Annotated in this window: 10 protein-coding genes and 1 pseudogene; 8 read left to right on the top strand and 3 right to left on the bottom strand. The window is 72.1% G+C overall.

Features of this window, described 5'->3' with window-relative positions:
- Positions 1-329, bottom strand: a pseudogene (locus AB0O09_RS37700) (hypothetical protein); the annotation flags it as partial.
- A gap of 1,174 nt (positions 330-1,503) precedes the next feature.
- On the opposite strand from AB0O09_RS37700, the gene AB0O09_RS37705 reads away from it, so the two are divergent.
- The 6 genes from AB0O09_RS37705 (at position 1,504) to AB0O09_RS37730 (ending at position 10,897) form a co-directional block, all read left to right on the top strand.
- Positions 1,504-3,600, top strand: a complete 2,097-nt coding sequence (locus tag AB0O09_RS37705; protein ID WP_363550071.1) for a toxin glutamine deamidase domain-containing protein — start codon at positions 1,504-1,506, stop codon at positions 3,598-3,600.
- 8 nt (positions 3,601-3,608) lie between these two features.
- Positions 3,609-6,203, top strand: a complete 2,595-nt coding sequence (locus tag AB0O09_RS37710) for an SUKH-4 family immunity protein (protein ID WP_363550074.1) — start codon at positions 3,609-3,611, stop codon at positions 6,201-6,203.
- Positions 6,204-6,251: 48 nt separating this feature from the next.
- Complete coding sequence (locus AB0O09_RS37715) at positions 6,252-7,103, top strand: nucleic acid/nucleotide deaminase domain-containing protein (RefSeq protein WP_363550077.1); 852 nt, start codon at positions 6,252-6,254, stop codon at positions 7,101-7,103.
- Positions 7,104-7,608: 505 nt separating this feature from the next.
- On the top strand, positions 7,609-9,528 hold the full coding sequence (locus AB0O09_RS37720) for an SUKH-4 family immunity protein (RefSeq protein ID WP_363550080.1): 1,920 nt from the start codon (positions 7,609-7,611) through the stop codon (positions 9,526-9,528).
- A gap of 155 nt (positions 9,529-9,683) precedes the next feature.
- A complete protein-coding gene (locus tag AB0O09_RS37725) occupies positions 9,684-10,550 on the top strand; it encodes an immunity 49 family protein (protein ID WP_363550083.1) in 867 nt (288 codons plus the stop codon).
- A 59-nt stretch (positions 10,551-10,609) separates the two neighbouring features.
- Positions 10,610-10,897: a hypothetical protein gene (locus tag AB0O09_RS37730; RefSeq protein ID WP_363550086.1), complete on the top strand. Its 288-nt coding sequence runs from the start codon at positions 10,610-10,612 to the stop codon at positions 10,895-10,897.
- Positions 10,898-11,247: 350 nt separating this feature from the next.
- On the opposite strand, the gene AB0O09_RS37735 is transcribed toward AB0O09_RS37730, so the two are convergent.
- On the bottom strand, positions 11,248-11,733 hold the full coding sequence (locus AB0O09_RS37735; protein WP_363550089.1) for a nuclear transport factor 2 family protein: 486 nt from the start codon (positions 11,731-11,733) through the stop codon (positions 11,248-11,250).
- Positions 11,734-11,792: 59 nt separating this feature from the next.
- Positions 11,793-12,776 (bottom strand): helix-turn-helix domain-containing protein, encoded by a 984-nt coding sequence (locus AB0O09_RS37740; RefSeq protein ID WP_363550092.1) that lies wholly within the window; start codon positions 12,774-12,776, stop codon positions 11,793-11,795.
- Between the two features lie 121 nt (positions 12,777-12,897).
- On the opposite strand from AB0O09_RS37740, the gene AB0O09_RS37745 reads away from it, so the two are divergent.
- Both AB0O09_RS37745 and AB0O09_RS37750 read left to right on the top strand, forming a co-directional pair.
- Entirely contained in the window at positions 12,898-13,929 is a 1,032-nt protein-coding gene (locus tag AB0O09_RS37745; protein ID WP_363550094.1) for a saccharopine dehydrogenase NADP-binding domain-containing protein, read from the top strand.
- Between the two features lie 186 nt (positions 13,930-14,115).
- A complete protein-coding gene (locus tag AB0O09_RS37750; RefSeq protein WP_363550097.1) occupies positions 14,116-14,496 on the top strand; it encodes a hypothetical protein in 381 nt (126 codons plus the stop codon).
- Positions 14,497-14,657: the final 161 nt, after the last annotated feature.

Genomic DNA, 14,657 nt, shown 5'->3' on the forward strand with positions numbered 1-14,657 from the left:
TGGGAGGAGGGGAAGTCCTCCGCGGAGAACTGGAAGCAGACCTTCGGCGAGTCGCTGCGCGACGGGCTCGGCTCGCGGGCCGGCGGCGCCGCCCGACACCATGCGGACCGTGCGGCCGGACACGGCGAAAGCGGCGGCCACGGCGAGCACGGGAACGGGGACGGGAGCGCCGGAGACTCCGGGTCCTCGTCCAACTCGTCCTCCCACACGTCGGGTTCCTCGGATTCCTCGGGCTCGTCGGGCTCGGCGGGTGGCTCGGGCAGCACCGGGACGTCGGGCTCGCACGGGACGGGGTCGTCGTCCGGGTCCTCGCCGAGTGGCTCGCGCACCTCGTCCGGCGACTCCGGCAACGGTGGTGCCGACCAGACTCCCTCGGCCGACAACGGGAACAGCGGTGACGGCGGCACCGGCAACCGGAGCGAGAACACGCCCCGGCCGACGCCGGCCCCGGCACCTGCGAGCGACCACCGCAGCGCCACGCCGCTCGACCCCTTCGGCACGCGACTGGGCTCCGACCCCGCGCCCGCCCCTGCCGCGGACACGGCCGCGCCCGCCCACACGGGTACGGACAGCCGGCCGGTGCCCGGCTCGGACGGCCCGGTGCCGGCGTCGGGCGACGGCCGCGGCGCGGACGCGCCGCCCGCGCACACCGGTACCGACAGTCGGTCCGACCCTTCTGCCCACGGGTCTCCGGACGGACCCGCGCACAACGGAGACGCCCCCGTGGACCGCTCCGGCGCGGACACCACCCGGCCCGGCCCGACCACCGCGCACCCGGCGCCCGACAGCGCTCCCGCTCCTGCCCCGACCCCGGCGTCCCACCACGCCGGTGACGGATCGTCGGCCCCGGGCCGCGGTGGCACGCCCCACGCCGGTGACAGCGGTACCGCCCCGCACCCGGGTGGGGACGCCACCCGGCCCGGCCCGGTCTCCGCCCACACCGCGTCGGACAGTTCGCCCGCTCCCGCGCCGACCCACGGCGGTACGCCGGTCGGACGGTCCGAGGCGACGCCTTCCGCCGGTCCGCACCATGGCGGTGACAGCGGCACCCCGTCGCACGCGGGTACGGATGCCACCCGGCCCGGCCCGGCCCCCGCGCACACCGCGCCCGATTCGTCCCGCACGCCGACACCGAGCCATGAGGCAGGCTCCCCGTCGTCCCGTCCCTCCCCGGACGCCGGCCCGACGCCCGCGCACGCCCAGCAGGCTCAGCCGCATGCCGCCGATGCGCACACCACCGCTCCGTCCTACGGTCCGGTGCGCGGCAGCGACGAGCCGTCCGGGAACCCGTCCCACAGCGGCGACGGACGACCGTCCCCGTCGTACGGCCCGGTGCGCGGGGACGCCCCGGCGAGTACCGCGGCCCAGTCCCACAACGGTCCGGAGGCCGGCCGCCCCGGGCACGAGGCGCCGCCGCAGCGCCACGAGTCAACCCCGCGGGCCGGGGAGGGCGCCCCGCAGCAGGAACGTTCCGGTTCGGCGGTGCCGCCGCATGCAGGTTCGGTGCCGCACGTCCCGGCCGGCGACGCCTCCCGCACGCCCTCCTCGGACGGGCCGCACCGGGCCACCGTCCACACCGCCTCCACCGCGGTCGCGGATGCACCGCCGACCCATACGCCCGGTACGCCCACCCCGGACAGCGCCGCAACGCCGTCCACGGGCCAGCCGTCCCAGAACCCCGGCCCGGTGAACCCCGGCGCAAGTGTCCCGCCGACCACCGGGACGCCCGGCACGGGCAGCGCGAACACGCCGCGTGCCGACCGCCCCGCCACCGGCACCCCGAACGGCAACCGGCCTGCCGACGCCGACCGGCCCACCGTCCCCGGCCAGCGGAACAACCCGGGCCCGGACCGCGCCGACCACCCCACCAACCTGGGTCGGCAGCCCACCGCCGGCCGTCCCGACCCGCGGGTCGGCCCTCCGCGTCCCGACGCCGCCTCGCGTCCGGACCCGCGTGCCGACCGCCCGGCCGACAGCGCTCCGCGTCAGGACCCTCGGGCGGAGCGTCCGGACGGCGCACCCACTCGCCCGGACCCGCGTGCAGACCGCCCGGAGGCGGACCGGCGCGACGACCACGGTGGGCCCACGCCGAACCGCGACCCCGAGCACGCCACCCCGGACCACAAGTCGACCGACGGGGACACCCCGGACCACAGGCCGGCCGACCCGGACCGTCCGGCGACCGCCGACCGTCCGTACGGGAGCCCGGGCGGCCTGGTCGAGCCCGGCCACCACGACCGTGAGCGGGTCGAGAACTCCGTCCCGCGCGACGCCGACGGCAAGCCGCAGCGGCACCCGGACCCGGAGGGCGACTGGCCGCGCGCCATCAACGGCGACCCGGACGCCCCCGGGCGCCACAACAACTGCGTCGACGTGGCACTGGCCACCGTCGACACCTACTCGGGGCACCCGACCCCGGCGGCTGCCCGCACCCCCGACCACGACGCGGACGGCAACCCCTCGGACCGCGGTGAGCGTGGCGGCCGCGACCGCATCGAGAACGCCCTCGGCGCCAAGTTCTCCGACATGGGCGACGGCAAGGACGCCTACCGCAGGCTGGAGGACACCCTCCGCCGCGAGGGCCACGGTTCGCAGGCCGTCATCATCACCCGCGACGCGGACGGCCGCGCCCACGCCTGGAACGCCGTCAACCACAACGGCAAGATCACCTATGTCGACGCCCAGACCGGCCGCCGCTCCGACCAGCCCCTCCACAGCGGTGACCACGGCGTCTTCGCCATCCCGTTGGGTGCGGACCGCCGTCCCGCGCCGCCCGAACGCGATCCGCACCACGACGCATCCGACACCCGCCCTGAGCGGCGCGCCCCGGAGGAGGCCGCCGGCAAGCGGACGACGAGTGCACCCGATTACGGCGAACGCTTGGACACCGACCACAAGGAGTCCGAGGACGGGTATCTCAAGGACCCCCCTGCTCCGGAAAGGAACCGGGCGGGTCACGAGTGGCAGACGCTCGCGGCCTCGGAGCAGGAGGATTTCGGCACCTCCGACCTCAGCAGAATGGTCGAGGCTGCCCGAGCCGATGACGCCTTCTTCCAGCACTACGCCGTCCCGAACTCGATCCTCACCCGACACCCGAACGTGGGCGATCTGCACGAGAGCGTTCAGGCCAACTACGCGGCCTTCAAGTTCGTCATCGAGCCGGACGGTGCCGAGCAGGTGCTCATCTCCCGGAACTGGCCCGCCCGTGTGAAGACGGTGGCCCCCATCGCCGACCAACCCTGGACGCATGCCGGCCACTCGGAGAAGGTGGCCACCGAATACCTGCGGGGAGTTCAGAGCAATCTGACGCCGCCGCAGCGGGTGAAGCTGATCGAGGTGTACTCCGAGCGGGCGCCCTGTAGGCAGTCCGGCTGCGCGAGGATCCTCTACACGACGTTCGGCAAGGTTCGTGTCACCCACTCGGTGCCTCACCCGGACGACGGCACGAGCGGTGCGAAGATGGAAGCGCAGGTCGACAAGATCGTTGCCAACCGTGCGCAGATCATCGCCGAGAACCGCCGCTACTATCCGTCCGGAAATCCTGCCGCTTCCGCAGCGCAGCCGACTGCGGTCGCCGAAGCGAACGAGAACGAGGAGTGAACCCCCGCATGCGCTTCCACCTGGCCGGGCGCTTGACCGCTGCCGATGAGCTGGCTGCGTGGCTTGAGCGGAGGGACATCGCGGACGGCGTCCGTCTCGTGACAGGGGACCGTGGGGCGGGCAAGAGTTGGCTCCTGGCTCGCACGGCGCTGGGGGCCGACGAAGAGGCGCGCGAGTTCATCCCTTCGGCCGACGGGCCGCTGCCGCCGGTCAACGCCTTTGTTGGTGTCGCGGACGCCGACGGGGAGACGGAGGGGGAGTGGTTGAGGGCACTGGCCGACGGCGCGGGCCTGGCAGCGAGTGTGAGAGGCGATCTCGACTACGCCGGGCTGACCAGGGCATTGGAGGAGACCGCTCGGCCGCAGGCGGTCCTGCTGAGCGGCGTCCCCGGGCGGCTGCGGGTAACGGCGGCGCGCCGCGGAGTACCGGATCTGGTCCGCGAGTTCCTGGACCCGGCCACGATGGGCCGGGACGGCAGTGGATACAGCGCGTTGCTGCTCGCCGAAGTCGGCCGGGAGGACCTCGACGCACTGCTGCGGCGCTATCCACGCCTCGTCCCGTCGGTGATCGACCTCGACGAGGAGCGGTTCGCCCCGGACCGGGCCGCATTCGAGGGATGGGTGCGCGGCCTGCTGGACGTGCCGGGCTCGGTCTACGCGGATGCGGCCGCGGATGCTGCAAGTGCTGCCGCCGCGCTGACATCGGCGGCCTGGCCGAACTTCCTCCTGGCTGAGGTGCTGGCCATGGAGGTCCGGGTCCGGGGGACAGTGGAGCCCGAGTTGCCCCGAACACTGGAAGAGGCCTGGGAGTACGTCCTGGCGTCGTTCGGCCCGGCCGCTCCGAAGGTCCGACAGTTGCTGGCACCGCTGGTCATGGCAGAGGGTGTTCTCGGGATGCCGGACGCTCTCCGGATGCAGGCCGCTGCCGCGGTTCGCGGCCGGGAGGTTTCCCTCGACGAGCTCAGGCAGGTCGAGGAGGCGGTCGAGGCCTTCGTCGCTTACGAGTTCACGACGAATGCCGCCACCCAGGACGCTTCCACGGTGCGACACGCCCGCCTGCGCGACGCCGCCCTGGCGGATGCCGCTCTCGCGTCGTACGGCGCCAGCGCGGCGGAGGTGCAGCGTCGGCTGGCAGCGACAGTGCGGCAACGGATTCCGGACGACGTGGTCGGGTTCGCGACCGGTCGCGAGCCGGACCCGGCGGAGTCCTACGCGCTGAGGTTCGGAATCGGGCACGCCTTGGCCGGAGGCGTACTGGACGACTGGCTCGAGGACGTCAGGGTCCTGGTGCTCAGTGACCCCCAAGCCCTGGCCGAGGCCGTTGCCGCAGTCGATCGGGACGGTCAGGACCGAGCCACCGGCACGCTCGCGGCGCTGCGCCGCCGTGTCGTCGCCGAAGCGGTGCGACTCTATCGGAACGCAGCCCGATGCGACCTTGCCGAATGGGTGTCACGGCTGCGGTTCGCCGCGCAGATGTGGGGCGCCGAAGACCTGGTCCACGCTCTGGACGGCCTGGGCCTGCAGCTGCCCTGGCGGGCCGACTGGGCCCACTGGCGACCCCTTGGCGCGTTCGACACCCGAGCTTTCGCGCAGGGTTGGACCGGGCCCGTCGAGGTTGCCGGGGTCCGCGGGGCCGACGGCGGCAGTGAAGTGCACCAGGTCTGTCTGCAATCGCTCTACGACGGCCTCCACCGCTGGTACTCCTTGGCCGACGGTACGCAGATCGGCGAGACCGAGGCGGAACCCCCTACCGGGCCGATGCCGGTGGCGGAGACCGAAGCGGTGGCGGGAGCCGCACCCGTGGTCGAGATCGTGCGGGACTTCCGCCTGCTCAAGGTGAGGGTCACCAGTCCTGCCGGTGACCGCGTCCACGCTCTCTGCACGCCGTACCCCGGTGCCCGGATGTATCCGTTGCCCGGCGGCCGAGTGCTGCTGGCCGGTCACAGCGGGGCAGCCGTCATCACCTTCGACCCGACCATTCCCGCACCGGTGCAGCAGCTGCAGACAACGGCGCCGAACCTTCTGCCGCCCGACGGCATGTGGGCCCTGCCCCCGCAGGCCGATACCGACCTGACCCGCTATTACTTCGGCGGCGTCGTACGCGCCGACCGTGAGACTCTCGGCGGCGCGGCAGAGCGGCAGGACGTTGTCCACGGTCTGTGTTCCCTGGGGCTGCCGGGCTTCCCCGTCTTCTGGCGCGGTACTGCCGATTTCCTTGCGAACCCGCGCACGTTGGCGGACCACTTGGAGGAACTGGGCGAGCCGGCCTCGGCGGACGATGCCGGCCGCACCGTACTGGCACTGTCCGCGGACGAAGAGACACCGCTGTGCGTGGAGCACACAACCGGCCGGGTCGTCCAAGCCGAGACCTCTGAACCGGACCTGGTCAACACCTCGGTCGCAAGGTTCGCGGCCTGCCAGGCTTTCACCTCGTGGGCACTGTCCGTGTCTGCGGTCCGGCAGGTTCCGGAGCGGTACGAGTTCCTGGACTTCCTCCGTGCGTCACTCACCCGGATCGACCCGGAGGCCGCTGAGGAGCAAGGCGCCGATTGGTGGTGGTTCCAGGCGGTGGAGGACGAGACCTCCTACACGCTCTACGGCTAGGGCGAGGGAAGGTCCGGTGGGCAGGCTGCGGCAGGAGGAGAGAGATCGGTGTTGAGGACCGGGCCGGGTTATTCGGCAGCAGTGAGGTTTCGTACGCCGGAAGGGCAAGTGAAGTCCGAGGTTGCCCGCAGCGGCCCCGGGCTGCTCCATCCGGAGTGGCAGTTGCGGCAACGACTGGAATCGCTCGGCACCAGTGCCGATGATGTCCTCGAGCTGTACACGGAGTTGCAGGTCTGCGAGCTGCCGGGTGGCAATTGCGCAGCTCAGGTGCGCCGCTGGTGGCCGGACGTGAAACTGTCGCACTCCGCGGAATACGGTGCGGAGGAAGCCTCGCGGCAGCGTGGTCTCGCAGCCCTGCGCGCGCACATCGTCGACTCCGGGCGCAGGCGTGGATTCGTGGTCGACGTCGAGACCCGCCGCCTGCCGTTCCCCATCACGACGGACAGCGGTGCGGTGCGGTCGGACCCGGTTGGCCCGGCACTTCCGCCCTTCTTCGAGCCGGCCGCTGAGGAAGGCATCCTCCTGCTCGACCAACTCGAGGCCGAGGGTACGACTGTCGCCGACCCTGTTGCGGCACGCTTTGCCGAGCGCGGATACGTGCGCCTGGGTACCGACTTCGGCCGGGATCTGTGTGTGACTCCGGAAACCGGCGAGGTTTGGGCCGTAGGCCGGCGACTCGGCAGCGTGAGATACACGAACCGCAGTACTGGACAGTTCGTATCCTGTCTCGACCTGTTGCGCTCCTCCTGGCCTCAGCGGCGAGGCCTGGACCCCGGCGAGGCGGCCCGGCACACGGCAGACTTCCAGCAGGGTCTGGCTGCACTTGACGGTACGGTCTTCGGCGGCAGCGAGAACTGGTGGTCGGTCGTGGTCGAGCAGATGTGGGACGGCCTCCTCTGAAGGAACGGCAGTTGCCTTGAATGCATCCGGACTCGCGCGGACCGCGGCCGCATGAGCAGTTGGGGTTCGGCGTTCCGACTACCTCGAGCGGCGAACCGGTCCGCAACGCGCGGCCCGCGCGTACGCCGCCGTTCGTGAATATCGGCCGTGAAGGATGTGAGAATGGCTCCGACCGGATTCACCGGGCAGTATTTCCATGCGCAGACGGTGCACGCCTACACGCCCGTCGTTCTGGCCTACATGAAGCACACGGGCTGAGCCAGCGATCTCTGGTAGATGTTCGACTACGTCCTGGGAAAGTTTGTCGCACGGTGAGTACTGCGGTCTGACGTTCGTCGACTTCGTGTTGGACGACGGGCTCCACGTACACCTTCGGAAGGCGTACGACCAGCTCTTCATCGGCTCCGGCTGGGTGTTGGTCCTTCCAGCCTCACGTCCGTCCGGCACGGCCGTGTGCTGCCTGAGAGAGTGATCCGTGCCTGAGGCATGGACTGGGGAGGGCACCGTGGACGTGTTGGTGACCGTGGACTGCGGCGGGCTGCACGTGGATGAGGTGCAGGCCCGGGCGCTGCGGGCGGTGCAGGGGAGCGGGGCGTCGAGTGTGCGGCTGGAGGGCGTCGGGTCCGCGGGGCCGTTGATCAGTTCGGCCGAGCCCGACCGGGTCGGGCAGTGGGCGCGGGGCCGGGCCGAGGCGGTGCTGGGGGTGGGCGTCGAGATCGCCCCGGACGTCCGGCCCGGGCCGGTGGCCGGTGGCGTGACCGCGCAAGGTCCTCTCGACCAGGTGCTGTTGGCAGCCTCGGGTGCGCTGGAGCTGCGGCGTTCGCCGCTCGTCGTCTGGCGGGCTGTCGTGGCGGCTCTGGCGGGGCCGGTCGCCGAGGAAGAGCTTCAGGAGGCTGTGGAACGGCACCCGTTGCTCGTACGGGACGGCGGAGGCATCGGCTTCGCCGACGTCCACGTGCACCGGGAGGTGCGACGCAGCTTCCCGTTGTCGGCGGACCAGCAGCGTGCCGTGCACCGGGCCGTGCTGGGGCTGCGGGGGGAGCCGGCTGCGGCCGGGTACCTGCAGGCGGCACGGCCGGTGCATGCGGCGTTGGCGGGGGAGTTGGGGGAGTGGCTCTCCGATCCGGATTTCCTGGTGGAGTCGGGGTGGTACGGCCTGGGCCTGGGCCTGGCGCTGGCGTACCCGGAGGGTGTGCCGCTGGGCACGGTCGCGGGTGATCTGCACTGCGTGCTGCTGGAGGGGGTGGCCCCGCCCGCGAGCCACGAGGAGTGGCTGTCCTGGGTGCACCACACACTGGTGGGGCGGGGTTCCACGGCCGCGGCGGACGAGGTGGCGACCCGGGTGCGGCTGCCGTGGCGGACGGTGTGGTCGCACTGGCGATGGCCGAGCGGGTACGCGCCGCGGACGCCCGCGGAGACCGAGCAGGACAGGATCCTGCTGGTGCACGGGCCCGACGGTCCGACCCTCGCCACCCGGCACGAGCCCTGGGACGGCGACGGCACGGTGTACGAGCAGCTGTGGAATTTCCGCACCGGCGAGAAGCTCGGCGGGGTGGACACCGAGGTGCACCAGAACGTCCGCCCCCGGGAGAAGGACCTTTCGGGCCGCACGGCCCTGCACATGGACGGGGAGTGGAGCTCCGCCGGTCTCGGCCGCCAGTACGAGGAGGCCGCCGAGCTGCCGTGGGCGGGGGAGTCGGTGGTGCATGCCGTGCAGTGCACGCCCTCGGACCCGGCGGGCGGCACGACGTGGGTGTTCATGGGGCGGTGCGGGCTGTTCGGCGCGGTGGTGCGCGACGACCTGATGACCCGGTTGCCGAGGCTTCCGCGCGGAGGGTCCGGGCGCCCGCTCAGCGGCCGGGCGCGGTGGCCCCGGCCGGAGGTGTCCTTCAACGGGCCGCTCGGCCGGGAGGAACTGGAACAGGGCTGGGCGTTCGGCCGCGGAGCGTGCCGCCCGGTGCCGTCCGAGGGGCTTCCGGTCGCGGTCGAACACGGTCCCACTAGGGAGTTCCTGAGCGCGGTGGGCTGGCCGGTGGCGGATCATCCGGGACTGCTGACCCCCGAACTCGCGCCAGGTGGACTGGTTCCGGCGGACGGTCGCCCCGGGCTGCTGACCGGGCTCGGCAGGGTCTTCGGTTCGCCGATCCTGCTGGACGGCCGCACCGGCGAGGTGTTCGGTGAGGACTGGAACCGCGACCTCGTCCTGATCGCCGGTGGGTTGCCGCAGTTCCTGCGGATCGTGATGGTGCACCGGGCCGTGCTGCAGGTGCCCGTCCTGCTCGGCGTGGACGACTCCTTCAACCTGGAGGAGGACGTCCTCAGCTGGATCGGGACGATCGATCCGGCGGCCGCCGAGGCCGGGTTCTGGGAGCAGAAGTACTTCGCGCCGACCCTGCTCGACCTGTGGCAGGACGCTCCCGAATAGCGCCCTCATCGCCACCGACGCCCGCAGCGTCTCCTGCGGGGTTCCGCAGGTGGGTTCCGCGTACCTGCCCGAGCACCTGGTCCGTCGCAGCTGGGTCGCACATGAGAAGGCGCGCGATGATTGAGCCTTTTCCGCAGTCCAGCTCGAGGAAGTACATGACGACACAGGTTCAGCGGCATCACTGCGGCAGCGACACCGTCGGCCGGGCCATGGCGCCGGTCGTCGAGGCCGTCGAGGAGGCCGTCGAGGGGCTGGAGACGTCCGAGGACGACCGTGCCGACGCGTTGGAACTCGCGCTCGGACTGGCGAAGCAGCACTGCCTGCAGGACCCCCGGGCCGGTATGAACGAGACCTGGCACGCATGGGTGCTGGCCATGCAGGTCGGGCCCGCGCTGTTCGCCGCCGGCACGGCGGAGGAAGGGCCGGTGGCCTGCCGGGTTGGCACAGCGGGTGAGGTGCGCAAGCTGCCTGCGACGGGTCCGCAGGACTACCTGCACGCGGGTGGTTGGCTCAGTGCGTTCTACCTCGCGGTGATCTGTCGCGAGGACGACCGGCTGAACCGACTCGCGCAGGTCCCGGTCGAGTTCCTGCGTGCATCCGGCACGGAGTTCGACGGCTACGTCTACGACTGGATCGAGGCTCTCCAGCACGCTCGGTCGGGACGGGCACAGGTGTGGGACTCCCTGGTGGCAGCCGTCCGCGGCACCGAACCGGAGAACGCGCGGGTCGCCGGTGTCGAACTGATGCTGAAGATCCTCCACCCGCCGCTGGAGCTCTTCCAGCACTACCTGCGCCGTGAGCACCAGGCCTTCAACCAATCCCTGGTGGCCGCCCTGACCTGGCACAAGGAGTACTGGACCGAGAACGAGGCCCGCTCCCTCGACACCACCGGACTGGTCGCCCTGGCCCCGCTGGCGATGGCGTGCCTCGCCCACGATGCAGGCATGCCGATCGAGGTCGAGTCGGAGTACCTCCCGCACCACCTGCTCCGTGGCACCTGGGTCGGCGAGTTCCCCACGTGAGATCCGCCCGAGGATGATGCGTTCCCGCCTGCTGGAGCGCGGATTGGAGAGCCTTGGTCATGGACCTGAGAATGGTCCCGGCCGGATTCATCAGGCAGTACCTTCACGTGGAGACGGCCTACGCCTACATGCCCGTCGTTCCGGCCAACGTGAAGCGGGCGTCCTGGGCCGACGATCTCCGCCGGATGTTCGACTACGTCCTGGAGGAGCAGCCGTTGTCGCACGGCGAGTACTGCGACCTGACGTTCGTCGATTTCGAGTCGGACGACGAACTCCAGGCATACCTCGGGACGGTGTACGACTACCTCTTCCTCGACTCCGGCGAGGTGCCGGTACCTCCGGGCTGACACCCCCGCTGGAAGTGCAGGGTCGAGCCGACGGCCGCGGCGGCCGGGATGCCCGAGCTGCTGTGCTCACTGCTCGACTGGGAGCGGCCCCGGCGGCAAGTACTGCGCGCTGGTGTTGGCCGAGGCCGGGCGGGAGACCGTCACGGAGGTGCTGCGTCGTTACCCGGTGCTCTCGGACCCGTGACCGATCTCGATGTGGAGCGGTTCACGCCGTCGGTCCGCGACACCGGGGCTCGGGTGCGGCGACTGCTGGGGGCCTCCAGTATCTCGCCGGTGGACGGTCCTGTCGGCGAGGCGGTGGCGATCACGACCGCCGCCAGACCGGACGCCCTGCTCGCGGAGACGGTTCGTCAGCTTCGGTCGAGGGGCTTCTCGGGCGCGGCGAGCCGCTCCGTCGGCCCGCCGAAGGGGAGGTGGACGGTGCGGGTGGCGAGCAGCCAACGGCCGTCCGTCCTGCGGAGGGTGTCCTCGCAGTGGCCGACGTTGACGGGGAGCCGGGGCGGCAGCATGCCGCCCGTCCAGCCGTCGACGCGGTAGGTGGCGAAGTAGGAGGTGGCGGTGGCCGTGGTCGGTGAATGGACGTCGACCAGGACGTTGCTGCACAGCCGGCGGGACATGCGGTCGGCGGGCCGGGAGGCGAAGTAGGTCCGCAGGGCGTCGCGGCCCTCGACGCGGCGCTCGCCCGCCGGCCACTCCCAGACCCCGTCGGGGGTGAACAGCTGCGCAACGGTGCCGGGTTCGCCCAGGTCGAGGCGGTGCAGGAAGTCGATGAGTAGGCGCTCGCAGGCGTGTTCGGCCAGGAGCCGGTCCAGAGGTTCCGACGTTTCGTTCGTCATCTCCGATGTCTACCGGGCGGGACTGGTGGAGGACGAACCGGTTTTCCCGTCCCGGTGGCTCAAGGGCGCCGAGGGGACTGCCCGTCGGCGTCCTGGGCCGTGGCGGTGCGGGTGCGGAAGGTGCGACGGTAGGTGTCCGGGGGCACGCCGACCGTGCGGTTGAAGTGCCGTCGCAGGGTCGTGGCGGTGCCCATGCCGGTGGCCGCCGCGACGGTGTCCACGCTGTCGTCGGTGGTCTCCAGCAACTCCTGTGCGTGGCGGATGCGTTGGGTCAGCAGCCACTGCAACGGGGTGGTGCCGGTGACCGACCTGAAGTGGCGGCCCAGGTGTCGCGAGCTCATCCGCGCCCGGCGGGCCAGGTCCTCCACGGACAGCGGCCGGTCGAGCCGTTCGAGCACCCAGGGGAACAGGTCGGCGAGCGGGTGGTTGTCCGGGGCGGGCACCGGGGTCGTGACGAACTGGGCCTGTCCGCCGTCCCGGTGCGGCGGCACGACCAGGCGGCGGGCGACCGCGTTGGCGACCGACGAGCCGTGGTCGAGGCGGACCAGGTGCAGGCAGAGGTCCAGGGCGGCGGCCTTGCCGGCCGAGGTGAGCACGCTGCCGTTGTCCACGTACAGGACGTCCGGATCGACCGCGACCCGGGGGTGGCGGGCGGCCAGGACGCCGGTGTGCGCCCAGTGCGTGGTCGCGCGCCGCCCGTCCAGCAGCCCGGCTGCGGCGAGCACGAACGCGCCCGTGCACAGCGAGGCCACCCGGGCGCCCGCCTCGTGGGCCGCGCGCACCGCGTCGACCAGGTCGGCGGGCGGGGCCACGTCGACGTCGGCCCAGCCCGGGACGATCACGGTGTCGGCCAGCGGGAGCCGGTCGAGGCCGTGGTCGGGCTCCAGCCGGAAGCGGCCGACCCGTACGGACTCCGGCCCGCAGACGGCGAGTTCGTACCAGGAGGCCGCCCCTCCGGCCGGGCCGCTCCCGAAGACCTCGTACGCCACGGACAGTTCGAAGTGCAGCATGCCCTCGGTGACGGCCAGTGCGACAGTGCCCATGTCCGGAAGTGTACGGGTCGTGTCGTTCCGGACACTCGTGGTGGAGTGCCGCGGCCGCCAGGATCGTCGGTGACGGAACGCCGCAGACCGGCGGCGGACCGGACGAGTCGGGGGAGGACCCATGGGATCAGGACGGACGGTGACGGTGTTCGGCGCGTACGGGCACACCGGGCGCTTCGTGGTGGCGCAGCTGCGGGAGCGCGGGTACCTCCCGGTGCTCTCCAGGCGCGATGCCGGCAAGCTGGCGGAGCTCGCGGTGTCCGAACGGGGTTTGGAGGTGCGTCCGGCGTCGGTCGACGACCCCGCGTCGCTCGACCGGGCGCTGGCCGGCGCGGCGGCCGTGGTCAACTGCGCGGGGCCCTTCGCCGTGACGGCGGCCCCCGTGATCGAGGCGGCGCTGCGCGCCGGGGTCCCGTACGTGGACGTGGCGGCCGAGATCGAGGCCAACCTCGACACGTTCACGCACTTCGCGGACCGCGCCCGTGCCGCGGGAACGGTGGTCCTCCCGGCGATGGCCTTCTTCGGCGGCCTCGGCGACCTGCTCGCCACCGCGGCGATGGGCGACCGGACGGCGGCCGAGGAGGTGCACGTCGCGTACGGGCTGAGCAGTTGGCACCCCACCGCCGGGACGCGGGCCGCGGGTGCGGTCTCCCGGGAACGGCGGGACGGTCGGCGGGTCCGCTACACGGGCGGGCGGCTGGAGTACCGCCGGGACGAAGCGCCGCTCCTGGAGTGGACCTTCCCCGACCCGCTGGGCACCCGGCCCGTCGTCGGGGAGTTCACGATGGCCGACGTCGTCACCGTGCCCAGCCACCTCGCCGTCCCCGAGGTGCGCACCTACATGACGGTCGAGGCGGCCGGGGAGCTCGCCGCCCCGGACACGCCGGCGCCGACCGCGGCCGACGAGCACGGGCGCTCCGCGCAGACCTTCCTCGTCGAGGTCGTGGTGCGCTCCGCCGGCGGCGAACGGCGGGTTGTGGCACGGGGGAAGGACATCTACGCCGTCACCGCGCCGCTCGTGGTGGAGGCGGTCGACCGCATCCTGACCGGACGGACCAGGACGGTCGGCGTCGCCTCCGCGGGCCGGCTCTTCGACGCCTCCGACTTCCTGCGGGCACTGTCGCCGCACCTGACCGTGGAGGTGCACTCCTGAGGCGTGTCCGACTCAAGCGGGATGGGTGATTCCGGTTAGGTGGGGGTCGTGCGAAGTGGCCGCCCACGGTGCCGCCGGCCGGCCGGCGCGCCGTAGGATCGTGCGGTTGACGGGTAGTGGGACAGTCGGGCCGGACCGTGTCGCGGTCCGAGGGCTGTCGCAGTCGTACGGGGGACGGGGAGTTCGGTGGCGCAGCAGATCATCGTCGACGAGGAGAACCTGCGGTCCCAGGGCCGGAACCTCGAGTCGGTCGGCAAGGACTTCCAGGAGGCGGCCGACCGGATGAAGTCCCGGCTGGAGGCCCTGGAGGGCGGCAGCGAGCCCCCGTGGGGCGACGACGACCTCGGCGAGAAGTTCGGCATCGTCTACGAGGGCCTGCGCGACGGCATGCAGGAGTCCATGGACTCGCTGGCACAGCGGCTCGGCGAGATGGGTCAGAAGCTCCAGGCGATGGCCGACAACCACGCGGCGAACGAGGCCGACACCACCGGCCGGCTGGACGCCCTCGGCGGCCGGACGGACGCGCTGGGCAACGAGATCCACACCATGTACCGCCCGCAGGTGTGACGGGCGCGTAGCCGCCTGCCGACCGTCGTCTTCGCTCCCGCGCCGGGAAGGCGCGAGAATCCGCTAGGGGGAACTGACTCGTGTCGCTGATGCTGCCGGACGGCCTTGAGTGGGTCCTGGAGATGCTCGGCTTCGACTGGCCGAAGGCGGACGAGGACAAG

Source organism: Kitasatospora sp. NPDC093679, from assembly GCF_040683455.1.
GTDB lineage: Bacteria > Actinomycetota > Actinomycetes > Streptomycetales > Streptomycetaceae > Kitasatospora > Kitasatospora arboriphila.

Excerpts from the sequence above, each read along its gene's own strand:
- AB0O09_RS37745 (WP_363550094.1), top strand. The coding sequence starts at position 12,898 with ATGGGATCAGGACGGACGGTGACGGTGTTCGGCGCGTACGGGCACACC.
- AB0O09_RS37735 (WP_363550089.1), bottom strand. The coding sequence starts at position 11,733 with ATGACGAACGAAACGTCGGAACCTCTGGACCGGCTCCTGGCCGAACAC.
- AB0O09_RS37725 (WP_363550083.1), top strand. The coding sequence starts at position 9,684 with ATGACGACACAGGTTCAGCGGCATCACTGCGGCAGCGACACCGTCGGC.
- AB0O09_RS37730 (WP_363550086.1), top strand. The coding sequence starts at position 10,610 with ATGGACCTGAGAATGGTCCCGGCCGGATTCATCAGGCAGTACCTTCAC.
- AB0O09_RS37710 (WP_363550074.1), top strand. The coding sequence starts at position 3,609 with ATGCGCTTCCACCTGGCCGGGCGCTTGACCGCTGCCGATGAGCTGGCT.
- AB0O09_RS37740 (WP_363550092.1), bottom strand. The coding sequence starts at position 12,776 with ATGGGCACTGTCGCACTGGCCGTCACCGAGGGCATGCTGCACTTCGAA.